The sequence below is a fragment of the Streptomyces flavofungini genome, assembly GCF_014650815.1.
Taxonomy (GTDB): domain Bacteria; phylum Actinomycetota; class Actinomycetes; order Streptomycetales; family Streptomycetaceae; genus Streptomyces; species Streptomyces flavofungini.
The window spans coordinates 106,340-131,250 of sequence record NZ_BMVR01000014.1 but is presented as its reverse complement, the minus strand read 5'-3'; the positions used below and the strand labels follow the sequence as shown (position 1 = coordinate 131,250).

Genomic DNA, 24,911 nt, shown 5'->3' with positions numbered 1-24,911 from the left:
GTTCTCCCTGTGGGGGTGGGGGACCGGGCCGCGAGGGCGACACCGGCGCCGTAATCCAAGGCAGCGCCGGTTACGCCCAGGTGGCCTGCGTGTGTTGATCACTTGACGTGTCATCACAAGTTGTACACGCGGTGCCCTGCTCGCGGATCGTCAGGGGGCGTGGCGCAGGTGGTCGCGCTGGATCTGGCACGCGAGGGCGCGGCGCACGGAGGCCGGTGCGGTGGTGGGCGCGGCGCGCACGGGAACGTCGAGGCCGCGGCTGATCCTGTCGTACGCGTCCCGGTGGCCGCCGGGCAGCCCGGCCGTGCGCAGGTCCTCCTCGACGAGGCGCCGCAACGCGTCGACGTTCTGCGGCGTGAAGCGCTTCTTGCCCCGGGCGATGGCGTGGACGTAACCGGCGCAGCGGGCAACACCCCCGGTCGTCTCGACGATCTCCTCGGCCAGACCCCACAGGCGCCCTTCGAGCCACGGGATGTCGTGCTGGTCCAGGGCGAGGTCCAGCGGGGGCGGCGCGTCGTCCTCCTGCCTGTACTTCGCGACCTGCTTGGACACCGCGGGCTGACTCATCTCGGTGAGCCGGGCGATCCTGTCCTGGGTCCAGCCGAACCGGACGAAGACCTTGATCATCTCGGCGCGGAGCCCGCGCATCTCCTCGCCCGCGCGGATGACCTCGTTCATGGAGGCGAGCATCCGCTCGGCCTGCTCCTCGGTCAGGGACTCGGGGCTCCGCCGCGCACTCTCTTCAGCAGCCACAACCCGGTTATACACCGAATCGGCCGCGCCGTCATAACCAGGTTGTATAACCTGGTTATGGCTGGCAGTATCCAGGCCATGCCCACCTTCTCCGCACCTGACGGAACCAGGCTCGCCTACCGCGAGACCGGAACCGGCGCCCCGCTCGTCTGTGTCCCCGGCGGCCCGGCGGACGCCAGCTATCTCGGTGACCTCGGCGGCCTGTCCGCGCACCGCAGACTGATCCTCCTGGACCTGCGCGGCACCGGCGGGTCCGACGCCCCCGAGGACACGTCCACGTACCGCTGCGACCGGCTCACCGACGACATCGAGGCGCTCCGAGCGCACCTCGCCCTGCCTGCGATCGACCTCCTGGGCCACTCCGCCGGTGCGAACGTCGTGACGCAGTACGCGGCCCGCCATCCCGCCCGCGTCAGCAAGCTCGTCCTGATCACCCCCGGCTCCCGGGCCGTCGGCATCGCGGTCACGGGGGAGGAGCGCCGTGCGCTGGCGCAGGCCCGGAAGGACGAGCCGTGGTTCCCGGCCGCGTACGCCGCCCTGGAGGCGCTCACCCGGGGCGCGGACGCCGACAGCGACGCCCTCACCCCCTTCTTCTACGGCCGATGGGACGAGGCGGCCGCCAAGCACCACGCGGACAGCCGCCCGCGCAACGACGAGGCCGTCGCGCTCTTCGGCTCCGAGGGCGTCTTCACCCCGGAAACCACGCGCAAGGCGCTCGCCGCGTTCCCGGCGCCCGTCCTCCTCCTCGCCGGAGAATTCGACCTGAACAGTCCGCCCGCGCCGACGGCGGTATTCGCCAGCCTGTTCCCCGATGCCACGTACGTCGTACAGCCGGGTGCGTCGCACTTCCCCTGGCTGGACGACGCGGACCGCTTCGTGGCAACGGCGTCGGCGTTCCTGGGGTGAGACGTGCGGCTCGCCGACCTGGACCTGGACCTGGGGGTGAGGCGAACGGCCGACTCAGGTGGCCGGGGCTTCCCGGTGGCAGTGGGCGGGGTCGTGCTCGGTGCCCCGCGACAGCCACGCGTGCAGGCAGCAGGCCGCGTTCAGCTCGGTCCAGGCGCGGCCCACCTCCTTGAGCAGGGACGGCGCGAAGGGGGGCTCGGGGCTGGGGCGGGCGGCGAGTTCGGCGCGCTGCGCCAAGGCCCGGGCGCAGCGCTGGGCGGCGCGCTCGCGCCGGGCGCGCGCGGCCAGCAGCCCGGCGCCGTGGACGAGGCCGATGGCGGGCAGCCAGGCGTGGGACTGGGCGGCGTACACGGCGCTCACGGTGAAGAGCGCGGCACCCGCAGTCAAGGCGCGGTGGTCGGTCATCAACGTCTCCAGTGCGGGGTGCGAGACGGGCAGGGCACGGTCCGTTCTGCGGTGGTGCCGACCAGCCCGCGGCCGCTGTACGCCACCCCGCGTCACCACGGGACGACGCTCTGCCCGGTCGGGGCACGCCCGGCACCGCTGCCGCGGCCGGAGAACGTCCACACCGCGCCGCCATCCTTATGCCCCCGTCCGCCGTCTCAACGCAGCGACTCGTTGAAATCGCACCCTCTCTTGGGCGATTTGTCGCCACTGGCCGCACCTGCCTCACGGCCGGTGTGAAGGGTGTTGCGGGTGGGAGTACTGAGCGCTGTGTGCCGCGCGCAGCAGCGGTGTCCCGCCCGCACGGAACCGCCGACGCGGACGGGGCGACCCAGGCCCACCTGGCTGTGAAGCGGATCACACCGGAGAACTGTCACGGTTTCCCGGTGCGGGGTGTCTCGATGGGCGGCCGACGAGAGGAGCAGGGTGTGATGCGCAAGTGCCGACGCGTAGGCGTGGTGGGGGTGGACCATGGCTGAGGACGCCTTCACCGAGCACCGGGCGCTGCTGTTCACCATCGCCTACGAGATGCTGGGCAGCGCCACCGACGCCGAGGACGTGCTGCAGGAGAGCTATCTGCGGTGGAGCGCGGTCGATCCGGCCACGGTCGAGCACCCGCGCGCCTACCTCGTCCGCGTCGTGACCCGGCAGTCGCTCAACCACCTGCGCGCGGCCAAGGCGCGGCGCGAGGAGTACGTGGGCACGTGGCTGCCCGAGCCGATCCGGACCGGGCCCGGGGTGAGCGACGACGTGATCCTCGCCGAGTCGGTGTCGATGGCCATGATGCTCGTCCTGGAGACCCTGAACCCGACCGAGCGCGCGGTGTTCGTGCTGCACGACGTGTTCGGCTACACGCACGGCGAGGTCGCCGCCTCGATCGGCAAGACCGAGGTCACCGTCCGGCAGATCGCCCACCGGGCCCGCCGCCACGTGCACGCGCGCCGCCGCCGCTTCGAGCCCGACTCCGACGCGGGCCGCGAGATCGTCCAGCGGTTCCTGTTCGCGGCGTCGAGCGGTGAAGTGCAGGCCCTGATGGACCTGTTGGCGCCCGACGTCGTACAGATCTCGGACGGCGGCGGCAAGGTCGTCGCCGCCCGCCGCCCGATCGTCGGCCGCACCGAGGTCGCCCGGTTCGTCCTCGGCGTCATCCGCAGCATCACCTCGGCGACCCAGGTCGAGTACGCCACGTACAACGGCATGCCCGCCGCGCGCTTCGTCACCGACGGTGAACTCGACTGGCTGGTCGCCTTCGAGATCCGCGAGGGGCGGATCACCGGCCTCTACGGCATGCGCAATCCGGACAAGCTGCACCGCGCAGAGACGGTGCTCCCGCTCGACAGAGGAGGCAACCAGCCGTGGAAACCATGATCGTCGAACGCGTCGTCGCCGCACCGATCGAGACCGTCTTCGACTGGCTCACGACGACCACCAACTACACGCGCTCACCCCTGGTGGTGCGCTGCCGCCTGGCCCGGCCGGGCGAGTCGGCGCCGTACGGCGTCGGCGCGGTGCGCAACCACCTGTGGCTGATCGGCTGGTTCAGCGAGCGCATCACCCAGTACGACCCGCCCTACGCCACCGAGTACGTCGTCGACCGCAGCTTCCCGCCGTCCCGGCACGAACTCGGCCGCATGACCTTCGAGGAGGTCGAGGGCGGGACGCTGGTCCGCTGGACGACCCGCGCGGAGATCCCCGTCCCGCTGATCGGCGGCTTCCTCACCCGCCGCGTGGCACGCCCGATCATCACCCGCACCTTCGGCAACATCCTCGACGCCGCCCACAGCGCGCTGGCCCGTCCTCGGGCCTCGGCTGCCGGGTGAGTGCCGATGCGTACGAACGCCCGGAGCTGAGGGGGCCGTCGGCACGGGCGGGGCAGCCGTCGGGGACCCCGCCCGTGCACGCGTCCTAGCGGAACGCGGCGACGTTACGGGCAGCCCAGTCGGCGAAGGGGCGCGGGGCGCGGCCCAGGACCTGCTGCACGTCCGGGCTGACGCGCAGCTCGGCCGGGTTCGGGGAGCCGAGTATGGCCAGGGTGTCCTCGGCGAGTTCCGCCGGCATGCTCCGGGCCATGCCCGCCTTGGCCTCGTCGCGGGTGAGCTCGTGGAACCGCACCGGCGAGCCCAGCGCGGCAGCGATGGCCTCCGTCTGCCCGCGCGGCGTGATGACCTCCGGTCCTGTCAGTTCGTACACACCGCCGTTGTGCCGGTCGTCCAGCAGGCAGGCCGCCGAGACCTCGGCGATGTCCGCAGGGTCGATGATCGGCACTCCGACGTCGCCGAACGGCGCGGCCACGACCCGCTGCGTGCGGACGGACTCGGCCCACCACAGCGCGTTGGACGCGAAGCCGCCCGGCCGCACGATGGCCCAGTCCGCGCCGGACTCCCGCAGTACGTCCTCCACCGCGCGCAGCGCGATCCGCGTCGGGCCGAAGGGCCTGGTCGCCACGCCCAGCGAGGAGAGCAGGACGATCCGGCGGACCCCGCTGTCCACGGCCTGGCGTATGACGTCGGCCGGGGTGGCCCCGGCGGCGTGCAAGTCGCCCGACAGCAGCAGGAACAGGGCCTTGGCCCCGGCCAACGCGGGCTCCAGGCTGGCCGGTTCGGCCAGGTCGGCCGTCACGTGGCGGACACCGTCCGGCACGGCTGCCGCGTGCCGCGACAACGCCGTCACCTGCTCGCCCGCCTCGGCGAGCGCCCGCGTCAACGGCCGGCCGATGTTCCCGGTAGCCCCAGTAACCACAATCATGAACAGCTCCTAGCTCCATGCTCAACGTCGTCGTTCGATCTCTTCTGCGCTCCTGAAGCTAGGAGTTGGGCTAACTATTGGTAAGGACGTACCTCGACGTAAGCTCCTCACATGACGGAAGGCGCACAGCTCACACCGACCGAGCCGGACCGGCGGTATGAGGTGTTTCACACCGACTGCCCGGCCCGGAGCGTGGTCGACCACGTGACCAGCAGGTGGGGCGTCTGGGTGCTGATCTCTTTGCGGAGCAAGAACCTCCGCTTCTACGAGCTGCGCGAGAGCATCCAGGGCATCAGCGAGAAGATGCTGGCCCAGACCCTGCGCGCACTGGTCAAGGACGACCTGGTCTGGCGGGAGGTCGAACCGACGACGCCACCTCAGGTCACGTACGGCCTCACCGAGTTCGGCCGGGAGATCGGCGAGCCGCTGACGGAGCTGTTCGACCGGGTCACGCGGAGGCTGCCGCCACCCAGTGCGGGGTAGCGGGGTGGCTGGGTAGCGTCCGGTGTCGATCTACGACGCGCTGGGCCGGCGCCCGGCCCCGTCCGCTGGACCCGCCAGCCCCGGACCCGCCAGCCCTGGACCCTGAACACGTTCCCCGAGCGCTGCTCGCTGGTGAGGGCGCTCGCGGTGGGCACGAGGAAGGCACGCACGGCCTCGGTCACCTCCACGGCGGGGTCCTCCGGTCGGCGGCGAGGCGGGCCGCGCGCACCGCACGGCGCAGACGGGCGCCCTGGCCGCACCCGTCGCCCCTGCCGCACGCCGGGCAGGCGTCGAGGTGGCGGAGGTGGATGCGGTACAGCTCGTCCGCGCGTGAGGTGGCGTGGTCGGTGGTGGTCATGACTCGGTGGCCTTCAGTGTTTCGGCGGTGGAGAGCAGTGCGGTCAGGTGGGCGGGGTCGCAGAGGCTTCCGCGGCGTTGTGGTTCGACGGCCCAGTAGGTGACTGGCGAGACTTGTCGGCCGGGTCGGGGGACCGCCAGGTGGATGCCTTGGCCCAGGCGGTTCTCCGGTCCGTCCCATGTCGCGTCGGGGGCGATGAGGACGTAGTAGAGGCCGCTGCCGGTCCGGACGTCGCGGACGACAGGGCCGTGCAGCCAATCGCGCAGTGCCGCGCCCACTGTGTCGGGCTCGTCGCTGCCGACGGCGGCATGGACGCGCCTCGCCGGTACGCGGATCGCGTCGAAGCGGGCGCCCAGCGGGAGGAGCGCGACGCCGTGGTTGGCCCACTCGGCCTCGGCCTGGCGGGGGACGGGGTGAGCCTGCGCGAGCCAGCGGGCGATGGCTCCGCGGTCCGGGGCGTGCTCCAGTGCGCTGCATTTCCGGCCTGGCTCGGGCGCCGTAGCCTCACCCATGTCGACTCCTCGTAGTCGGCCTCGCCCCGGGGCGTTCGCGCGGTCGCCGGGGTCCTCTCGCCTTTCATGCAATCGCGGGTGATGCGGTAGGGAAGGAGCCACACGAGGGGCCAGGAGGGGGCCACACTGTCGGCGGAAGGGGGGCCACAGGTGGATTCAGACGAGCGTAGACGGCATCTGGGCGTGTACCTGGCTGGGCTGCGACGGGCCGCGGGGAAGTCTCAGCGTCAGCTGGCCGCGCTGCTGTGCGACGTGTCCGGCACGCAGTCCGTCACCCGTACCGAGGTATCCCGGTGGGAGCGGGGCAAGCGCGTTCCCGACGTGTGGTTGCCCTGGCTCGCGCAGTTGCTCGGCGTGCCGGTGCGAGAGATGGAACGGGCTGCGGCTTACGCGCGTGGTGATGTGTGGGCGAGCCTCCCCGGGCCCTCAGCGTCTCTGTCCGCTCTGCTGCCGGAGGGCGATCCGCTGCGGCCGACCGATGTGACCGGACGGAGGATCGGCGCCGAGGAAGTCGCTGGACTGGCCAGCCGGGTGCACGCGCTGCGGCTCGCCGACGACGTTCTTGCCGGGGGTGACTTGATCAACCCGGCCTTCCGTGAACTTGGATCCGCGTTGGCCTTGTACCGGGAGTCGTCGTTCACCGAGGACACCGGTCGCGGGCTCCTCGTGCAGATCGGTGAGCTAGGGCAGATCGCGGGGTGGATCGCAGCTGACGCCGGTCGCCTGGGCGACGCCGAGCGAGCCTATCGAATCGGCCTGGACACGGCACGGCAGGCTGGCGACATGCCCCTTGTCGGCAACCTCGCCGGTTCGCTGGCCTACCAATGGTCGAACAATGGGCGAGAGCAGGACGGTCTGGGCCTGGCTGAGGCTGCGCTGCACGAGGCCGGGGATGCGGCGCCGCCAGCGGCACGTGCTTTGTTCTGCGATCGCGTGGCGTGGGCGCACACCCGCATCGGTACGCCCCAGCACGCACAGGCAGCGATGCGGGCCCTCGGTCAGGCGCACGAGGCCTTCGGCGCGGAGACGAACGCGGAGACTCCGGCGTGGGCGTACTGGGTTTCGCGCGAGGAACTCGAAATCATGGACGCCCGGGTGTTCACCGAACTGCACCGGCCGCTGCGCGCGGTACCTCTGCTGACCCATGTCCTGGACCGCTACGACACCACGCACGGCCGAGAGTTGGCGCTCTACAGGTCGTGGCTCGCGGTCGCCCTGGCTGACGCCAACGAACCCGAGCAGGCAGCGGCCGAGGCGCAGCGTGTCATCGCCCTGTCCTGCGATCTGTCCTCGGACCGAACCACCAAACGTGCCCGGGTAGTTCTGGCACGGCTGCAGGAGCACGCGGCGGTGCCCGAGGTCCAGCACGTGCTGTCCAACTACGGGCACTTGCTGCGGTAGTGATGCGTGGCCTTCTCTTGGACGTGCGCGAGGGGGTCTATGAGGGCATGGCCGATGAGCCCCAGGGCGCCGTAAGCAACTCCGTGGGGCACCAGGGTTGTTGTGGGCCTACGGTGGGCGTGAGGGCGCAGCGCCACACGCTTGCATGCAGGCGCCGCTGGCTAAGCCCTTGCGGGAGTTCGCGCGCTTAGTGGTTACCTGTCCGGAATGCCGGTATCTAAAGAAGTGAGGGGAAACTGGCTAGCGGCCGGGTAACGTCCCAGGTCGCGGCCTGTGGTCCCCGCGCGTGCGGGGGTGGTCCCTCTGGAACGCCGTAGCCGGAACGTTCGGCGCCGTGGTCCCCGCGCGTGCGGGGGTGGTCCCTTCGGCAAGAACTTCAGCCAGATCGCCGGAGAGTGGTCCCCGCGCGTGCGGGGGTGGTCCCGGCACCTTCACCGTCTGGGGCACCGCCCGCGAGTGGTCCCCGCGCGTGCGGGGGTGGTCCCGCGATCCGCTGCCGACTTTCGCACACCGGATAGTGGTCCCCGCGCGTGCGGGGGTGGTCCCGAACTAGTAGACCATCGGGACGGAGTAAAGACGTGGTCCCCGCGCGTGCGGGGGTGGTCCCGGCAGCCTGGTCACCACCGGGGACAACACCACGTGGTCCCCGCGCGTGCGGGGGTGGTCCCTGGTGGCTGAAGGACATCACTGACCCGGGCGGGTGGTCCCCGCGCGTGCGGGGGTGGTCCCTGGCTGGCGGTCGGGAGAACGACGGACGGTTCGTGGTCCCCGCGCGTGCGGGGGTGGTCCCGCGACCATGCCCAGCACCAGGAACGGATTGGTGTGGTCCCCGCGCGTGCGGGGTGGCGCCCTGCGAGGTTGCTCTGCGTTCGATGCGGCCTCGTGAACGATCAGACAGTGACGGCCGCCCCGTGAAGGGTTGGGTGAGCCGGGACTTGGCGGGTCCAGGGTGCGGATCTTCAGTCAGTGCCACGAACGCTCGTGCAGGATGCCGGTGGCGACGTTGTGGATCCCCCAGTTCGGGATGGCCTCGCCCGGGTAGGCCCTGGGAAGCCGTTGCGGTCCTTGTGGCTGAGCCGACCTGTCGTCGCCGTGCGGCCCCGCTGGTGGCCGCCGGGCGTCAGTTGGGCACGACCCGGCCCCGGTCGAGTGTCACGGTCTCGTCTGCGGCTGTGAGGCCCGAGTGGGCGTGGGTCACCAAGAGTGTGGTGCGGCCCCGGGTCGCGTCGAGGATGTCGGTGAGTACGGCGGCTGCGGTGTGCGGGTCGAGGCCCTCGGTGGGTTCGTCCAGGACCAGGACGGGTGGGTCGGCCAGCAGGGCGCGGGCCAGGAGGAGGCGGGTGCGCTGGCCGCCCGACATGGTGGCGCCGTCGCCGCCGACGAGGGTGTCCCAGCCGTTGGGCAGGGACGCGATCCAGTCCAGGAGCCGGGCCCTGCGGGCCGCGTCGAGGAGGTCGGCTTCCGTGGCGTCGGGGCGGGCCAGGGCCAGGTTGGCGCGGATCGTCGTGTGGAAGACGTGCGCGTCCTGGGCCATGCCGGTGATCACGGCGCGGGCGTCGGCCCCCGCGCAGTCGCTCAGCTCGCGTCCGCCGACGCGGATCGATCCCGCTTCGTACGGGACGAACCGCATCAGTGCCGCGATCAGCGTCGACTTGCCGGAACCGCTGGCGCCGAGGAGTACAACCCGGCGGCCGGGCGGTACGCGCAGGCTCACCCCGTCCAGGGCCGGGGGTCCGTCGGGGCGGTGGCGCACGCGCAGGTCGGTGATGTCCACGCCGAGCGGCCCGGTGGCGGGGAGCGGGGTCGGGGCGGGCGGGTCGGCTACGGGTGGTGGGGCGTCGAGCACGTCGGCCAACCGGCGGGCGGAGGACTGCACTTCGGCCAGCTGGCGGGCGGCGGCGGGCAGTGGCGTCAGGGCCTCGAAGGAGACCAGAGCGAGGACCGCCAGGACGGTGAGGTGCGTGGCGGGCAGCGCGCCGTCCGCGTGCGCGCGCACCGCGAGCCAGGTCACGCCGACCGTCGCCCCGCCCTGGAGCAGCAGTACGACGGCCGAGGCGAGTGCGGTGGTCAGTGCTTTGCGGCGCTCCAGGGCGGCGATCCGTGCGGAGACGCTGCGGGCCCGTTCGTCCACGCGGCCCCGGGCGCCGTACGCGGCGAGGTCCGCCGCGCCCTGCGTCAAGTCCACGGTGAGCACGGCGAGTTCGGCGCGGCTCTGCTTCTCCGCGCGGCCCGCGTGGTGGGACAGCGTCAGCACCAGTGCCGGTACGAGGACTCCCGCGACGACCAGGAGAAGTCCGAGTAGAACGCTCGTTTTAGGCAGCAGTGCCGTGGCGAGGCCGGTAGCTGTCGCCGCGACCGCGCATGCGGCGGCGGTCGGGATGAGCACCCGCAGGAGCAGGTTCTGGGCGGCGTCTACGTCGTCGACCAGGCGGGTCAGGAGGTCGCCGCTGCGAAAGGCGGGGGTGCCCGCGGGGGCGAGCGGCACCAGCGCTTCGTACACCCGGGTGCGGAAGCCGGCGACGGCCCGCAGTACGCCGTCGTGACCGAGCAGCCGGTCGGCGTAGCGCAGCGCCCCGCGTCCCAGGGCCAGCGCCCGTACGGCGACGATCGCGAGGCTGACCGAGGCCAGCGGCGGTTGCTCGGCGGCCCGGGTGATGAGCCAGGCCGCGGTGGCCATCAGCGCGGCGGCGGCGAGGTCGCTTCCGGCCGAGGCGAGCGCGGCGGGCAGGAGTCTGCGCCAGTACGGGAGGAGGTGACGCAGGAGGCGGAGGGTGGGGTGGGGTGTGTGCAGGCGGGTGGGGGCGGAGTTCGTGGTGTGAGCGGCGCTGTGGGTGTGGCTGGGCGCGGCGGCCTTAGTGGGGGCGGCGGCGTTTGCGCGGGAGGCGCTCGTGGTGTGCGAGGCGTGGGTGGCGGTCTGGGTGTGGGTGGTCATGGGGCCATCGGTCTTTCCACGGGCGGGGGTTGCGGGAGCAGCGCGAGTGCGAGGGCGTCGCCCGCGTACCCGTACCGCCATGACGGAGTCGGTGGGTGGGCGCGCTGTCGAGGCGGCGTCGTACTCGTCCAGCGGGGCGGAGTCGTCGTCCTGAGCCCGCGCCCCCTGCCTCCTCATGAGCCCACCAAGCCGTCCGTGAGGGCGGGCGCGGGCGCCGGCCGGGTCGGGGCGAGGCTGCCCGCTCGTACCGTGACGATCCGGTCGGCGTGCGGCAGCAGGCTCGTACGGTGGGCGACCACGATCGCGGTGCGCCCGCGCATCAGGTCGACCGTGGCGCGCGTGACGGCGGCCTCGCTCTCCGGGTCGAGGTGGGCGGTCGGCTCGTCGAGGAGCAGGACGGGGGCGTCCTTGAGGAACGCGCGGGCCAGGGCGACGCGTTGGCGCTGACCGGCGGAGAGCCCGGTGCCGTGCTCGCCGAGCACGGTGTCGTACGCCTCGGCCAGTTCCTCGATGAACCCGTCGGCCGAGGCGGCGCGGGCCGCGGCCCGCACCTCGGCGTCGCTCGCGTCCGGGCGTCCGAGCCGGATGTTGTCCGCGACGGACGCCGCGAACAGGTGCGGTCGCTGCGGCACCCATGCCACCTGCGCGCGCCACGCGTCGATGTCCAGGTCCCCGAGGCCGGTGTCGCCGACCTCGACCCGGCCCGACGCGGGCGCCACGAAGCCGAGGAGCAGCGCGAGCAACGTGGACTTGCCCGCGCCGCTCGGGCCGACCAGGGCCACGTGTTCGCCGGGGTGGACGGAGAGGGAGGCGTGGCGGAGAGCGGGCGTGGCGCGGTCGGGGTAGTGGACGGTGACGCCGTCGAGGCGCAGGTGGGCGGTGCGGGCGTCGGGGGCCGGAGCGTGGTCGGTGCGCTCCGCAGGCGCGTCGGCCTCGTCGCCGAGGACGGCGAAGACTCGCTCGGCGACCGCGATGCCCTCGGCGCTGTCGTGGAAGGCCGCGCCCAGGGCGCGCAGCGGCAGATACGCCTCGGGGGCGAGGAACAGGACGACCAAGGCCGTACGCAGATCCACCTCCCCGTGCAGCAGCCGCAGTCCGACTGGCACAGCCACCAGGGCCACGGAGAGAGTGGCCACCGTCTCCAGGACGAACGACGACAGGAACGCCACCCGCAGCGTCCGCATCGTGGCCCGCCGGTGGGCGTCCGCCATCTCGCCCACCACCCGGGCCTGGTGCCGCTCCCGGCCGAACGCGCGCAGCGTCGGCAGCCCGGCCACCACGTCCAGGAAGTGGCCGCCGAGCCGCGCCAGCAACCCCCACTGCCGTGCGGTGCGCCGCGCGGTGTGCATCCCGACCAACGCGCCGAACACGGGGATCAGCGGCAGCGTCACGACGACGATCAGTGCCGACGTCCAGTCGGTCCACGCGAGCCAGCCGACGACCGTGAGGGGTACGACGGCGGTGGCGGCCATCGTGGGCAGATAGCCGACGACGTACGGGTCCAGGGCGTCGAGGCCACGGGTGAGTAGCGTGGCCGTCTCACCGTGGCGGCTGGCCGCGAGCCGGAGGGCGCCGGTGTGCCGCAGTCGGTCGGTGATCCGGTCTCGCAGTGTGCGCTTGACGTCGGCGGCGGCGCGCTGCGCGAGTACCCCACGGGCCCAGGTCAGGAGCGCGCGGAGCGCCATCACGGCTCCCAGCGCGGCCAGCGGTCCGACGCGGAGGGGGCGCCCGGCGAAGCCGTCCGCGAGGACCGTCGCGAGGAGGACCGCCTGGGCCACGACGAGCCCGGCGCCGACGACGGACAGTGTCGTGGAGTACGTCAAGTGACGGCGCAGCAGCGGGAGTTCCCGCATCAGTCGGCGTTCGACGGGCTTCATCCTGGGGTGCCTCTCCTCATCCAGCTCGGGCCGCTGGTGGTGGTTCTGCGTCAGGGCTCAGGTCTCAGAAGTAGCCGGGGTGGCGGAGACCCGTCCGCCCCCGGAACGCCCACCAGCTCCACGCCTGGTACGCGAGGATCACCGGGACCACCAGGACCCCGAACGCACTCAGGATCTTCAAGGTGGCGTCGTCCGTGACGGCGTGATCGACCGTCAGTCCGTGGCCGGCCTCGCTGATCAGGAGGTACGGGTAGTGGCCGAGCCCCACGAGCAGCACGGGCAGCGCGGTCGCGCAGCAGGTGGCCGTGAACGCCCGGACGTGATGCCCGCCGGAGAGGGACCACCAGGCGCCGCCGAGCGCCGCCGCGAAGAGGGCGGTGATGACCGCCGAGGTCGCCTTGTTCGTCATGGAGGCACCGGCGCCGAAGAGCGTGAGCAGCAGGGGCAGGGCGCCCACCAGGCCGACTGCCCGCAGCAGCGCGAGCCCCGAGTGTCGTGCTCGGGCAGCGAGTTCCGGGGCAGAGCGCAGGGCGACGAAGGCCGCCCCGTGTGCCGCGAACAGCAGTGTCGTCGTCGCGCCGCAGGCCAGCACGAACGGCGAGAACACATCGCCGAACCCGACATGGAAACTCCCGTCGGCCCGGCGCGGCACCCCGTGCAGCAGCAGGCCCACAACGAGCCCCCAGCACACGGCGGGGAGCGCGCCGCCGAACACGATCAGGGCGTCCCAGCGGCGGCGCCCACGGGCGGTGCGCGAGCGGCGGCGCAGTTGGATCGCGGCGTTGCCGAGGACCAGGCCGACCAGGATCGCCACGATCAGCGGGTACAGGCCGGACAGGAGGGTGCCCTCCAGGTGCGGGAAGGCGCCGAACAGGACCCCGGCGAAGGCGACCAGCCAGACCTCGTTGCCGAGGAAGAACGGGGCGATGGCGTCGAGCGCGGCGTTCCGGTCGGCCTCTCGCCCTGTTCTCTCGCCGAGCCAGGGGTGCAGCAGCTGTACGCCGTAGTCGTATCCGCCGAGTACGAAGTACCCGGCGAGAAGCAGGCCGAGGAGGGCCAGCCAGGCGGTCTCCAGACTCATCTCGCTCAACTCTCTTCAAAAGGCAAAAGGCAAAAGGCAAAAGGGCACAAGGGCAGGGAGGTGCTGGGCGGGGGAGCGTCAGATCACGGCGACGGTCACGGGTTCGGCCTCGGCGGGGAGCGGCTCGGTCACGCCGAGCTGGGTGGCGTCCGGGCCCCGGCGGGCGAATTGCGTGATGAGGGTCCAGTTCGTCACGGCCAACGCGAGGAAGACGGCGATGAACACGGTGCAGGACACGGCCAGTGAGGCCGTGCTGACGTGGGAGAGCGCGTCGTCGACCGTCAACTCGCCGTACACGAGCCAGGGTTGGCGGCCGACCTCGCGGACGACCCAGCCGCCCGCGGAGGCGATGAAGGGGAACGGGACCGTCGCGACCAGCACCCACAGGACGGGACGCCAGCGCATCAGGCGGTTCCTCCAGAGCAGGATGACGGCGATGAACGTGATCGTGGACACGGTGTTGCCGATGATCGTCATCACGTCCATCGAGATCCGCATCGTGTCCTGCCAGGGCACGTAGTCGCCGGGCCCGTGCTCCCTGACGAGCTGCGCCTGCACCTCGGCTACACCGCTGTTCTCCAGGACCGCGTCCTTCATGGGCTGCGTCCGCTCGATCACGGGCCGCTGCAGCTCGCCGACGATGACGACGAAGAAGGACGAGACCATGGCCACCCAGAGCCCCAGGCGCAGCGAGCCGCGGAACAGCTCGGTCTCCTGGGTGCGGCGCAGGAAGTGGTAGGCGCTGACCCCGGCGACGAAGACCCCGCCCGTCGTCAGCGCGGCGAGCGCGATGTGGCCGAGTGCGACCAGGGCGCTCGAGTTGGTGAGCAGCGCGCTGAAGTCGGTCAAGTAGGCGGCGCCGTCCCGCACTTCGTAGCCGACGGGGTGCTGCATGAAGCCGTTGGCGATGAGGATCCAGTACCCGGAGGCGTACGCGGTGAGGGCGACCAGCCAGATCAGCGTGACGTGCACGCCCTTGCGCAGGCGGCCCCAGCCGAAGATCCACATGCCGAGGAAGGTGGACTCGGCGAAGAAGGCGATGAGGGTCTCCAGGGCCAGCGGGGCGCCGAAGACGTTGCCCGCGAACTTGCTGAGGCCGCTCCAGCTGAGGCCGAACTGGAACTCCATGACGAGGCCGGTGACGATGCCGACCGCGTAGTTGATGACGTAGAGCTGGCCCCAGAAGCGCGTCATGCGCTCCCGGACGGCTCTCTTGGCGGGATCACGGGTGAACGCGGCCCGGGTGTGCATGATCGCCACGAGGGGGACGAGCCCCATGGTGAGGATCACGAACAGCCAGTGGATGCCGGTGGTGGCCGCGAACTGGAGTCGGGCCAGCTCCGCAGCGCTCATGATGCGACCTTCCTGGGGGCGAGAGGGGACGGGACCGGGGCCCCGCTTCGCGTGTGCGGGTGCCGGGCGCCGTTGCCCGTCACCCGTGCGGTGACCTCACGAGTGACCGTAGGGAGAATCTCTTATGCATTCCAAGACCGGTTTCGCCATGTAAAGATGACCGCAGAGGCATAAAGGAAGGTGGACCGTGGATCTTCTGCAGTTGCGCTACTTCCAGGTCGTCGCGCGCTACGAGCACATCAGCCGCGCCGCCGAGGAACTGCGCGTCGCCCAGCCCTCGCTGAGCCGCACCATCGCGCGCCTGGAGGCGGACCTCGGCTCGCCGCTCTTCGACCGGCAGGGCCGCCGCATCCGGCTCAACCAGTACGGGGCGATATTCCTGCGCCACGTCGACCGCGCCCTGAGCGAGCTCGACGACGGCCGCAGGGCCCTGCGGGACGCCCGGGACACGGGGCTCGGCCGGGTCAGCGTCGCCTCCGAGACCTTGCTGACGATCACGCATGTCCTGGGCAGCTTCCGGGCCACGCACCCCCGCGCCGACGTGCGGCTCTTCCAGTCGACCGCGGACGAGATGGACCGCCAGCTGCGCGCCGGGGAGGTCGACTTCTGCGTGGCCTCACAGCCGCTGACCGGCGCCGACCTGGAGTCGGTCGAGCTGGCCCGCGAGGAGGTGCTGCTCGCGGTGCCGCGCGGGCACTGGCTCGACGGGCGGGAGAGCGTGACGATCCCCGAGATCGCCGACGAGCCGTTCGTCACCACGCGCGTCGGCCACTGGCAACGCGCCCTCCTCGACCGGCTGTTCGCGTCCGAAGGGCTCACGCCGGTGCTGTCCTGCGAGGGCGACGAGCCGGGCGCCAGCCAGGACATGATCAGCGCGGGTCTCGGCATCGGCCTCATCCCGGCGATCTCCCGCCAGGCCGGTACGGAGACGGTCGTCCCGGTCGCCTGGGTGCACCTGGCTGTGCCCGACTGCCACCGGGTGCTCACCCTGGTGCGGAACCGCGACACGTACCTGTCCGAAGCAGCCCTGAAGTTCCGCGAGTTCATCACCAGCAGGCCGTTCATGACGCACCGCCTGCCCGACCCGCGCCGCGGACGCAGGCGGCAGCCGTCCTAGAGCCTGTCTGACAATTCCCGTCCAATCAGCGAGGTTCGGCTGAGTTGGCAATCGGGAGGTGCGCCGACCGTCCGGCGGGGATTACCGGGCAGGGCCTACGAACGGCGGGCCAGCAGATGGGCGTCGAGGAAGCCCCTTTCGGAGGCTGGATCGTGGAGCAACCGGGCGAAGGGAACGAGCCCGGCGTCGGCCAGCAGTTCGGCGAGGCGATCCGCCGGCCAGCTGTAGGCAGGTGCCACCTTGTGGTCGAAGCGGACCGGTTCTTGTTCGTCGGTCCCGAAGAAGGAGACCAGGAGCAGGCCATCCGGCGCCAGGACGCGTGCCTGCTCGGCGAGCAGCTCCGGCAGTTCTCCCGGAGGGGTGTGGATCATCGAGTAGTGGGCCAGTACGCCGCCGAGCGCGGCGTCCTCGATCGGCAGGGATTCCATCCGCGCCTCCTGGAAGCGCAGCGCCGGATGGGCCTGCCGGGCGTGGTCGATCATGCCGGGGGCGAGGTCGAGTCCGAAGGCGTCCAGGCCCAGTTCGTGCAGCATGGCTGTCAGATGTCCGGGACCGCACCCGACGTCCGCTGCCCGCGGGTTGCCCGTCGCGCGCACCAGTTCGGCGAAGGTGCCGATCATGGTCCGGGAGAAAGGCTGTGTCTCCAGCCGGTTTGCGAACAGCGATGCGTACAGCTCGACGACTCCGTCGTAGGCCGTCCTGGTCTCGTCCTGATGATTCACCACGGGCAGGACTCTATAGCCGGTCTGATAATTGATCTTGTGACAGGTCGAGGTGAGTTGACGGATGCGGCATGGGGGCGGATAGAGCCCCTTTTGCCCCAGGTGGACGGACGGGGCCGTCCGTGGCGTGATCACCGGCAGGTGGTCCACGGCGTGCTGTGGCGGCTACGGACCGGGGCTCCTTGGCGCGACCTGCCCGAGCGGTATGGGCCGTGGCAGACCGTCTACGAGCGGGTTCGCCCGCTGGGAGGCCGATGGCACGTGGGCGAAGCTGCTGGAGCATGTCCAGGTCCATGATGACGCGGGGGGCCGGGTGGAGTGGATCGTCGCCGTTGACTCCACGATCAACCGGGCCCACCAGCACGCCGCGGGCGCCCGTAAAAGGGGGACGCAGACAGGGACGAACTGGAAGATCCGGGCCGCTCGCAGGCGCATCAGGCACTCGGTCGGTCCCGGGGCGGGCTGACCACCAAGGTCCATCTCGCCGTCGACGGCCGGGGACTGCCGCTGTCGATCGTGCTCACACCCGGAAACGTCAACGACGCCACCGCGTTCGCCGATGTCCTCGACGGGGTCCGCACCCCGCGCGTCGGCACGGGCCGCCCGCGCACGACACCGGACCGTGTGCTGGGTGACAAGGCCTACTCCAGCAGGGCCATCCGTCATCTGCTGAGGCGTCGGGGCATCGCCGCCACGATCCCCGAGCGCCGCGACCAGGTGGCCAACCGTCGACGCAGGGGGCGCTTCGGTGGCCGGCCACCCGCCTTTGGCAGGGAGATCTATAGCGACCGCAACGTGGTCGAACGATGCTTCGCTCGCCTCAAGCAGTTCCGTGCGATCGCAACCAGGTTCGACAAGCTCGCGGACCGCTACCGCGCGGGAGTCGTCCTAGCCTCCCTGATTCTCTGGCTCCGCGAAACGGCCAGGTGATCATTTGTCAGACAGGCTCTAGCCCGCCCCGTCGCGGGCGCGGTGGACCCTCCGCGAACTCCTCTGGTACTGTCCAGCCCGCTGCCACAGCCCTGACCCAGGACGTCGCGTGTCCCAACGGTCAGTGGGCGATGGCGAGTCGGCAGGGGTGACGCGTCCCCCACCGGCCAACGGCAGCATCATCCACACGTACCGCATTCCGCATCCCTTTCTCACGTGACCGGCATCCGTGCCGCCGTGCGCCCTCGCGCGCCGCCGGACGCCACCGAGGAGTTCCGTCATGCCCAAAATCACCTACGTCGCCGTCGACGGCACCGCGCGTACCGTCGACGTCCCCTCCGGTACGAGCGTCATGCGCGGCGCCGTCTTCAACGACGTCGACGGCATCGTCGCCCAGTGCGCGGGCAACGCGCAGTGCGCCACCTGCCACGTCTACGTGGACGACACCACCCTCGACCGGCTGGAGCCGGCGCGGCCCGACGAGGACGACCTGCTCGACTTCACCGCCTGCCCGCGCCGCCCGGGCAGCCGCCTGAGCTGCCAGCTCACGGTGACCGAAGCCCTGGACGGCCTGATCGTCCACCTCCCCGAACGGCAGAAGTGATGACGGCCGAAACGGACGCGCAGCCCGCGTCCGTCGTCATCGTGGGCGCCGGGCAGGGCGGCTACCAGACAGCGGCGTCCCTGCGCGACCACGGCTACCGGGGCCGCGTCACCCTCATCAGCGCCGAGGACGCCCTCCCCTACGAACGCCCGCCGCTGTCCAAGGCGTACCTCAAGAGCGACGGGCACGCCAAGGGCGAGGAGGAGCTCTGGCTGCGGCCCGCCACGTACTACGTACGCCAGTCGATCGACCTGGTCGGCGGCACCGTGACCCGGATCGACCCGGCCGCCCGCACGGTCCGCCTCGGCGACGGCTCGACGTACGACTACGGGCATCTCGTCCTGGCCACCGGGGCCCGCCCGCGCACCCTCGACGTGCCGGGTGCCGAGCTGCGCGGCGTCCACACCCTGCGTACCGCGCGGGATGCCGCCGCGCTGCGCGCCTCGCTCGCCGCCGCCCGGTGCGCGGTGGTGGTCGGGGCCGGGTTCATCGGGCTCGAATTCGCCGCGGTGGCAAGGGAGTCGGGCTGTGCGGTGACCGTCGTCGAAGCCCTCGAGCGGCCGCTCGCACGGGCCGTCTCGGTGCGGACCGCCGAGCATGTCACTCGCCTGCATCGAAGGGAGGGCGCGCAGTTGCTTTTCGGTCAGCGTGTCGTGGCGTTGCACGGCGACCGGCACGGCGGCGTGGCGGCCGTGGAGCTGGCCGACGGCCTTCGCCTGCCCGCCGACCTGGTCCTGATCGGCGTCGGTGTCGCCCCGCGCACGGAACTGGCCGCCGCGGCGGGACTTCCCGTCGGCGACGGCATCACTGTCGACGCCCGCCTGCTGACTGGTGATCCGCACATCTCCGCCATCGGTGACTGCGCGGCGTTCCCGCAGGTGCGGTCCGGGAAGCGACTGCGGCTCGAATCCGTGCAGAACGCCGTCGGCCACGCCCGGCTCGTCGCCGAACGGCTGACCGGGGCGCCCCGTGCCCACTACGACGAACTGCCCTGGTTCTGGAGCGATCAGTACTCAACGACCGTGCAGATCGCGGGACATGACGACGGGCACGACACGGAGATGGTCCTCGGCGACGACCCCGACGCGTTCTCGGTGCTCCTCTTCCGCGGGGAGGATCTGCGGGCGGTCGAGTCCGTGAACCGGACCGGCGACCACCTCGCGGCCCGCCGACTGCTCGACAACGGCGGCCAGGTGAGACCGGGGGACGTGGCCGCACCGGGGTTCAGCCTCAAGGGCCACCTCGCGAGCCTCGGAGGAGGAACTGCGGCAGCAGTGGGCCGAGCGATGTCGTAGAGACACCGAGCGGTGTCGTGGAGATTCCGAGCGGTGCCTTAGAGATGTCGGGCGGCCCGGGCCCCTCAGCCCGGGCCGCCCGCTCCCGGGCCCCTCAGCCCTGGTCGTACGTGTGGAAGCCGCGGCCCGCCTTGCGGCCGAGCAATCCGGCTTCCACCATGCGCTGGAGCAGCGGGGGAGGGGCGTACAGCGGCTCCTTGAACTCGTCGTACAGGGACTCCGCGATCGAGGCGACGGTGTCCAGGCCGATCAGGTCCGCGAGCTTGAGCGGGCCCATGGGATGCGCGCAGCCCAGCTCCATGCCCGCGTCGATGTCGGCGGGCGAGGCGAAGCCGGACTCCGCCATCCGGATCGCCGCCAACAGATAAGGAACGAGGAGGGCGTTGACGACGAAACCGGCCCGGTCCTGGGAGCGGATCACCGTCTTGCGCAGGGCGCGGGTCGCGAAGTCCTCGACCGCCGCGACCGTCTCGGCGGACGTGTGCAGGGACGTCACGACCTCCACCAGCGGCAGTACGGGGACGGGGTTGAAGAAGTGCAGACCCACGACCCGGTCCGCGCGGCCGGTCGTCATGCCCAGGCGCATGACGGGAAGGGAGGAGGTGTTGGTGGCCAGGATCGCCCCGGGATCCTCGACGATCTTGTCGAGGGTGGTGAAGACCTCGGTCTTCGCGGCCGCGTTCTCCACGACGGCCTCGACGACCAACTGCCGGTCGGCCAGGTCGTCCAGACTGCCGGTGAAGGCCATCCGCGCAAGGGCGTCCCGCGCCGCGCCCGCCTCCAGCTTGCCGCGCCCCACCGCCCGCTCGAACGACGACGTCACCCGGTCCCGCGCCGCCCGCGAGGCCACCGCGTCGACCTCGCACACCACCGTGTCCAGCCCGGCCCGCGCACACACCTCGGCGATGCCCGCCCCCATCTGCCCGCCGCCGACCACACCGACGCGCCGGATGCCCCCGCTCATGACCGCGCCCCGGCGTGCTGGAGCCGCGCCCCCGCGTCCGTGGCCCGGGCTCCGGTGACCGTGGTCCGCGCCTCGGCGTCCGTCGTCCGCGCCTCGGCGTTGCCCGACCGCGCCCCGGCGACCGCGGACGGTGCCTCGTCCACGAACCCGGACCCCTCTCCGGGCGGCGCGTCGGCGAGCCGGACGAGGTGCCGAGAGTAGGCCTCCGGTGTGAAGAACTGCGGCAACTCGACGTCCAGCGTGGTCCGTTCGAAGAGCGCACGCACCGCCTCGACGTCCGCCCACGGATACGCGGCGCCGAGCGACTCGATCTCGTCGTCGAGCTGCCGCAGCACCGTGTCGCGGTCGAGCACCCGGTGCCGCAGCCACTGCCAGATCTGCACCCGCGCGATCTCGGCGGTCGCCGCGTCCTCCATCAGGCCGTCCAGGGCGACGGCACCCTGCCCCCGCAGCCAGGCCGCGAAGTACCGGACGGCCACCGCGATGTTCGTGCGCACCCCGTCGGGCGTGGGCGGGCCGCCGACGCGGCGCGTGGACAGCAGGTCGGCCGCGGTCACCTCCACGTCGTCCCGCGTACGGTCGAGCTGGTGCGGCCGGTCGTCGAGGACGGCGTCGAACGCCTCCCGGCACACGGGCACCAGGCCCGGGTGGGCGACCCAGGAGCCGTCGAAGCCGTCCTCGGCCTCCCGCTCCTTGTCCAGGCGGACCGTGGCCAGCGCGGCTTCGTCGGCCGCCCGGCCCTGGTCCGGCACCTGCGCGGACATGCCGCCGATGGCGTGGGCGCCGCGCCGGTGGCAGGTGCGCACGAGGAGCTCGGTGTACGCGCGCAGGAAAGGCGCGGTCATCGTCACCTTCGCCCGGTCGGGCAGCAGGAAGTCCGTGCGGTGACCGAAGGTCTTGATCAGGCTGAACAGATAGTCCCAGCGCCCGGCGTTGAGACCGGAGCTGTGCTCGCGCAGCTCGTGGAGGATCTCCTCCATCTCCACGGCCGCGGTCACGGTCTCGATGAGGACGGTGGCGCGCACGGTGCTCCGGGGGATGCCGAGCAGGTCCTGGGCGACGGCGAAGATGTCGTTCCACAGCCGCGCCTCGTACCGGTTCTCCAGCTTGGGCAGGTGGAAGTACGGGCCGTGCCCGGCGTCGAGCTGGCGCCGCGCGCAGTGGAAGAAGTACAGGCCGAAGTCCACGAGCGACGCGGGCACGGGCTCCCCGTCGAACTCCAGGTGCTCCTCGTCCAGATGCCAGCCGCGCGGCCGGACCATGATCGTGGCGAGCCGGTCGGGGTCGCCGAGCCGGTACTCCTTGCCCTCGTCCGTGGTGAAGTCGAGGCGCCGCTCGCTGGCGTCGAGCAGCGTGAGCTGGCCGCCGACGATGTTCTTCCAGGTGGGGGCGGTGGCATCCTCGAAGTCGGCCATCCAGACCCGCGCCCCGGAGCTGAGCGCGTCGACGGCCACGCGGCGCGCTCGGGCGGGCCGGTGATCTCCACCCGGCGGTCGACCAGGCCCGGCGCGGGCGGGGCCACGCGCCACGTCGGGTCGGCCCGCACGGGGGAGGTGGCCACGGGGAAGTCCAGTGGGGACCCCGACGCGAGCCGCAACGCCTGGCGCCGCCGCTCCTTGAGCAGTTCCTTGCGCCGCCCGCCGAAGGCCGCGGCGAGCCGCCCGACGAAGTCCAGGGCGGCGGGCGTGAGGATCTCGTCGTGGCGGTGCCCCGGCGGGGCGAGGACGTGGACGCGGTGCGTGCGTGCGGTGGTGGACATCGGGTCCTCCTGACGGGAGCAGGGGCATGACTGACGGCAGCAGGGGCATGACTGACGGGAGCGGGGCTGAGAGGGTCCGTTGCGGGCGCGGGGTCTGAGTGAGGGACGAACCCGGTCGGGGGCACGGGGAACGGCGCGACCAGCCCCCACCGGCCCGACGGTCGGCGCCGCTCCCCCCTTGGCAGAGCGTCCGGCGGGTCACACTGAGACCCTGGCACTGGCACGGAGTGCCATCAATGCTGGACAGCTGTCAAGTCCTGCGAATCTTCGGTCGGCCGATTGCCAACGTTGCGAAGAGCGCGGCGCAGGCCGATTCCCGGACGGCGACCGGTGCCGGGCGCCCGCACCCGCCGAGCGCGCCGTGAATGTTCCCCGATCCCCCGAATATGCCTACGGGGCAGGGCGCGTTCACCCAGGATGGATGGCGTCGGCGGCCGCCAGTGGGGTGTGCGGCCCTGAGCGGGAGGACGAGCTGTGCCACAGCAGTTGACGATGAGGCTCGGTGACGGCCATGAGGGGGCCGCCGTGTTCGAGGTCGACGTCGACGCGAACGCCACGGACCTCGAACTGGCCGCCGGGGACGGCGTGCTGGCCCGGACCCGGGTGTCGCTGGAAGAGGCGCTTGACCAGGTCAGGCCGACGCTCTCGCGGGTAGCCGACACCATGCGTGAGCTCGGTCCGGACGCGGCGGAGCTGGAGTTCGGCCTGAAGATGGGCGGTGAGACCGGGGTGATCATCGCCAAGGGCACCGCAGAAGTGAACTTCACCGTCCGGCTGACGTGGAACCGCCCCTGACTTCATGGGAGCACAGCGCGAGGGATTCGTCGTCAAGATCCGTGCGGCGGCGACGGGGGCGCCCCTCGGCGTCGGCTTCGTCGTCGGTGACAAGGAGATCGTGACGTGCGCCCATGTCGTCAATGTGGCGCTGGGGCGGGACAAGGCATGTGCGGAGCGGCCGCCGGGCGACGCCCGGATCCAGGTGGAGTTCGTGCTGCTCGGCGACGCGGAGGGCGGGCCCCTGCGGCACTGCCGGATCAGCTCCTGGGACCCGCCGCCCGGCGTCGGCCGCCTGGGCCGGGACGTCGCCGGGCTCGCGCTGGTCGGCGGGGACACCCTGCCGGTGAGCGCGGGGGCCGCCCGGCTCATCGACGCCCGCACGGGCCTGGTCGGCGACGCCCAGGTGAAGGCCTTCGGCTACCCGGGGAATCCGCCGCGCAAGGCCAATGGAGCCTGGAGCACGTGCGTGCTGCGGGGCGCGGTCGGCGGCGGGCTCATCCAGCTCGACGCGGCCAGCGAGTCCGCGCTGCGGGCGCAGCCGGGCTACAGCGGGTCACCCGTCATCGTCAGGGACCGCTGGGGGGACGCGGTCGTCGGCATGCTCGCCGTGGCGAGCCGCGAGGGCGCCGCCCCCGACGCGTACGCCGTACCGCTGTCGGAGGTCTCGGCCGCCTGGCCCGACGCCCTCGGGCGGAGCGTGCTGCCCCCGTGCCCCTACCGGGGACTGCAGGCGTTCAGCGCCGAGGACGCGCTCGCGGGTGTGTTCGTCGGCCGGGAACGCGAAGTCGAGCGGCTCCGGCTCATGGTGAAGGCCCAGCCCCTGGTGATGGTCACGGGCCCGTCGGGGGTGGGGAAGTCGTCGCTGGTGGCGGCCGGACTCCAGCCCGAACTGGCGTCGGAGGGCTGGGCGATCGCCTCGTTCCGCCCGGGGATGTCGCCCTTCGACGCCGTTGCCCGTGCCCTCCTGGAGCTGGAGCACCCGCAGCGGACGCACAGCCTCGAAGAGCTGGAACACCGCACCCGCGCCCTCAGGGAGGAAGGGTTCTGGGCGGTCGCCTCAAAGCTGCGCGTGCTCACGGGCCGCCGTCTCGCGCTGATCGCCGACCAGTTCGAGGAGGTCCTGAGCGGCAGCGCCGACCGCGCCGAACAGCTGGAATTCCTGCAGCGGTTGCTGCCTCCCGCGGACGTCGCCCAGGATCCCGGCGTTCGGCTCGTGGCGACCCTGCGGGCGGACTTCCTGCCGGACCTGCTCGAACTCCCGGACATCGGACCGCGCCTCCAGGACCGGCAGTTGAACGTGTCCCCGCTGGACGAGGCGGCCCTCATCCGCGTGATCGTCGAACCGGCCGAGGTGGCGGGCGTGACCTTCACCCCCGGCCTCGCCGAGGCCATCGCCGCCGAGGCCAGCAAGGCCGCGGGCAGCCTCCCGCTCCTGGAGTTCACGCTGACCGAACTGTGGTCCCTCCAGCACGACAGGCGGCTCAGCTTCGACAGCTATCAGGGGCTCGGCGGCGTATCCGGCGCCCTCAACCAGCACGCGGAGAAGGTCTACCGCCTCCTCGCGCAGCAACTGGGCGAACCCCGCATCCGCCGGGTCCTGCTGTCCATGGTCCGCGCCCGGGGTGGCGCCACCAGCGCCGTCCGCGTCACCGCCCACCGCACGCACCTCGCCAAGGACTGGTACATCGCGCAGCTCCTCGCCGACCCCGAGCAGCGCCTCGTGGTCCTCGGCACCGGCGGACCCGACACCGCGGAGATCGCCCATGAGGCGCTCATCCGGGAGTGGGCCAGGCTCGCCACCTGGGTGGAGGAGGACGCCGACTTCCAGCAGTGGCTCGCCGTGGTCGAGGAGCGCGCCACGGAGGCCGATGTGCTGTCCGCGGCCCGCCTCGCGGAGG

The 24,911-nt window shown here is 72.0% G+C and carries 20 protein-coding genes, 3 pseudogenes and 1 CRISPR repeat array; of the genes and pseudogenes, 11 read left to right on the top strand and 12 right to left on the bottom strand.

The features are described from left to right. Positions 1 to 150: 150 nt before the first annotated feature. Entirely contained in the window at positions 151 to 753 is a 603-nt protein-coding gene (locus tag IE274_RS30805) for a sigma-70 family RNA polymerase sigma factor (protein ID WP_229909917.1), read from the bottom strand. 78 nt (positions 754 to 831) lie between these two features. Between IE274_RS30805 and IE274_RS30800 the strand changes: the two genes are divergently transcribed. Further along, positions 832 to 1,659 carry an alpha/beta fold hydrolase gene (locus IE274_RS30800; protein ID WP_190119310.1) on the top strand — a complete coding sequence of 276 codons (828 nt, stop codon included), beginning with the start codon at positions 832 to 834 and terminating at the stop codon, positions 1,657 to 1,659. A 54-nt stretch (positions 1,660 to 1,713) separates the two neighbouring features. Here IE274_RS30800 and IE274_RS30795 read toward each other — a convergent pair whose 3' ends face one another. After that, positions 1,714 to 2,064 (bottom strand): hypothetical protein, encoded by a 351-nt coding sequence (locus IE274_RS30795; protein WP_190119209.1) that lies wholly within the window; start codon positions 2,062 to 2,064, stop codon positions 1,714 to 1,716. Between the two features lie 510 nt (positions 2,065 to 2,574). Here IE274_RS30795 and IE274_RS30790 point away from each other — a divergent pair. After that, entirely contained in the window at positions 2,575 to 3,471 is an 897-nt protein-coding gene (locus tag IE274_RS30790; RefSeq protein WP_190119208.1) for an RNA polymerase sigma-70 factor, read from the top strand. Next, positions 3,459 to 3,923: an SRPBCC family protein gene (locus tag IE274_RS30785; protein ID WP_190119207.1), complete on the top strand. Its 465-nt coding sequence runs from the start codon at positions 3,459 to 3,461 to the stop codon at positions 3,921 to 3,923. Before IE274_RS30790 ends, IE274_RS30785 begins: the two co-directional genes overlap by 13 nt. Positions 3,924 to 4,008: 85 nt before the next feature. Here the strand turns inward: IE274_RS30785 and IE274_RS30780 are convergent, their stop codons facing one another. After that, on the bottom strand, positions 4,009 to 4,848 hold the full coding sequence (locus IE274_RS30780; RefSeq protein ID WP_190119206.1) for an SDR family oxidoreductase: 840 nt from the start codon (positions 4,846 to 4,848) through the stop codon (positions 4,009 to 4,011). Between the two features lie 111 nt (positions 4,849 to 4,959). Here IE274_RS30780 and IE274_RS30775 point away from each other — a divergent pair, with 111 nt between their 5' ends. Continuing rightward, positions 4,960 to 5,331, top strand: a complete 372-nt coding sequence (locus IE274_RS30775) for a winged helix-turn-helix transcriptional regulator (RefSeq protein WP_190119205.1) — start codon at positions 4,960 to 4,962, stop codon at positions 5,329 to 5,331. 178 nt (positions 5,332 to 5,509) lie between these two features. On the opposite strand, the gene IE274_RS30770 is transcribed toward IE274_RS30775, so the two are convergent. Then, positions 5,510 to 5,689, bottom strand: a complete 180-nt coding sequence (locus IE274_RS30770) for a hypothetical protein (RefSeq protein WP_190119204.1) — start codon at positions 5,687 to 5,689, stop codon at positions 5,510 to 5,512. After that, entirely contained in the window at positions 5,686 to 6,201 is a 516-nt protein-coding gene (locus tag IE274_RS30765) for a hypothetical protein (RefSeq protein WP_229909916.1), read from the bottom strand. Before IE274_RS30765 ends, IE274_RS30770 begins: the two co-directional genes overlap by 4 nt. 150 nt (positions 6,202 to 6,351) lie before the next feature. Between IE274_RS30765 and IE274_RS30760 the strand changes: the two genes are divergently transcribed. Continuing rightward, positions 6,352 to 7,602, top strand: coding sequence for a helix-turn-helix domain-containing protein (locus IE274_RS30760; RefSeq protein WP_190119203.1), 1,251 nt, complete (start codon positions 6,352 to 6,354; stop codon positions 7,600 to 7,602). A gap of 273 nt (positions 7,603 to 7,875) precedes the next feature. Next, positions 7,876 to 8,453: direct repeats of the CRISPR family, unit length 29 nt; unit sequence GTGGTCCCCGCGCGTGCGGGGGTGGTCCC. A gap of 269 nt (positions 8,454 to 8,722) precedes the next feature. Here IE274_RS30760 and cydC read toward each other — a convergent pair. The 4 genes from cydC to IE274_RS30740 all read right to left on the bottom strand — a co-directional run bounded on the left by cydC (position 8,723) and on the right by IE274_RS30740 (position 14,845). Continuing rightward, positions 8,723 to 10,534, bottom strand: coding sequence for a thiol reductant ABC exporter subunit CydC (gene cydC, locus IE274_RS30755; protein WP_190119202.1), 1,812 nt, complete (start codon positions 10,532 to 10,534; stop codon positions 8,723 to 8,725). Between the two features lie 173 nt (positions 10,535 to 10,707). Further along, positions 10,708 to 12,411 carry a thiol reductant ABC exporter subunit CydD gene (gene cydD, locus IE274_RS30750; RefSeq protein WP_190119201.1) on the bottom strand — a complete coding sequence of 568 codons (1,704 nt, stop codon included), beginning with the start codon at positions 12,409 to 12,411 and terminating at the stop codon, positions 10,708 to 10,710. Positions 12,412 to 12,475: 64 nt separating this feature from the next. Beyond that, positions 12,476 to 13,492, bottom strand: a complete 1,017-nt coding sequence (gene cydB, locus IE274_RS30745) for a cytochrome d ubiquinol oxidase subunit II (RefSeq protein ID WP_190119200.1) — start codon at positions 13,490 to 13,492, stop codon at positions 12,476 to 12,478. A gap of 78 nt (positions 13,493 to 13,570) precedes the next feature. Continuing rightward, positions 13,571 to 14,845, bottom strand: coding sequence for a cytochrome ubiquinol oxidase subunit I (locus IE274_RS30740; protein WP_190119199.1), 1,275 nt, complete (start codon positions 14,843 to 14,845; stop codon positions 13,571 to 13,573). Positions 14,846 to 15,032: 187 nt separating this feature from the next. Between IE274_RS30740 and IE274_RS30735 the strand changes: the two genes are divergently transcribed. Then, positions 15,033 to 15,962 (top strand): LysR family transcriptional regulator, encoded by a 930-nt coding sequence (locus IE274_RS30735; protein ID WP_190119198.1) that lies wholly within the window; start codon positions 15,033 to 15,035, stop codon positions 15,960 to 15,962. A 95-nt stretch (positions 15,963 to 16,057) separates the two neighbouring features. Here the strand turns inward: IE274_RS30735 and IE274_RS30730 are convergent, their stop codons facing one another. After that, on the bottom strand, positions 16,058 to 16,687 hold the full coding sequence (locus tag IE274_RS30730) for a class I SAM-dependent methyltransferase (protein WP_055702157.1): 630 nt from the start codon (positions 16,685 to 16,687) through the stop codon (positions 16,058 to 16,060). Positions 16,688 to 16,723: 36 nt separating this feature from the next. Here IE274_RS30730 and IE274_RS30725 point away from each other — a divergent pair. The 3 genes and pseudogenes from IE274_RS30725 (at position 16,724) to IE274_RS30715 (ending at position 19,513) form a co-directional block, all read left to right on the top strand. Then, positions 16,724 to 17,636 (top strand): annotated as a pseudogene (locus IE274_RS30725) (IS5 family transposase). A 258-nt stretch (positions 17,637 to 17,894) separates the two neighbouring features. Beyond that, positions 17,895 to 18,218, top strand: coding sequence for a 2Fe-2S iron-sulfur cluster-binding protein (locus tag IE274_RS30720; protein ID WP_190119197.1), 324 nt, complete (start codon positions 17,895 to 17,897; stop codon positions 18,216 to 18,218). Next, on the top strand, positions 18,218 to 19,513 hold the full coding sequence (locus IE274_RS30715) for an NAD(P)/FAD-dependent oxidoreductase (protein ID WP_190119196.1): 1,296 nt from the start codon (positions 18,218 to 18,220) through the stop codon (positions 19,511 to 19,513). Before IE274_RS30720 ends, IE274_RS30715 begins: the two co-directional genes overlap by 1 nt. Before the next feature lie 94 nt (positions 19,514 to 19,607). Here IE274_RS30715 and IE274_RS30710 read toward each other — a convergent pair whose 3' ends face one another. Both IE274_RS30710 and aceB read right to left on the bottom strand, forming a co-directional pair. Continuing rightward, complete coding sequence (locus IE274_RS30710) at positions 19,608 to 20,477, bottom strand: 3-hydroxybutyryl-CoA dehydrogenase (protein ID WP_190119195.1); 870 nt, start codon at positions 20,475 to 20,477, stop codon at positions 19,608 to 19,610. A gap of 179 nt (positions 20,478 to 20,656) precedes the next feature. Then, positions 20,657 to 22,236, bottom strand: a pseudogene (gene aceB, locus IE274_RS30705) (malate synthase A); the annotation flags it as partial. 474 nt (positions 22,237 to 22,710) lie between these two features. Here aceB and IE274_RS30700 point away from each other — a divergent pair. Beyond that, positions 22,711 to 23,031: a CU044_2847 family protein gene (locus IE274_RS30700; protein WP_229909915.1), complete on the top strand. Its 321-nt coding sequence runs from the start codon at positions 22,711 to 22,713 to the stop codon at positions 23,029 to 23,031. 4 nt (positions 23,032 to 23,035) lie between these two features. Then, positions 23,036 to 24,817 (top strand): annotated as a pseudogene (locus IE274_RS40455) (nSTAND1 domain-containing NTPase); the annotation flags it as partial. Positions 24,818 to 24,911: the final 94 nt, after the last annotated feature.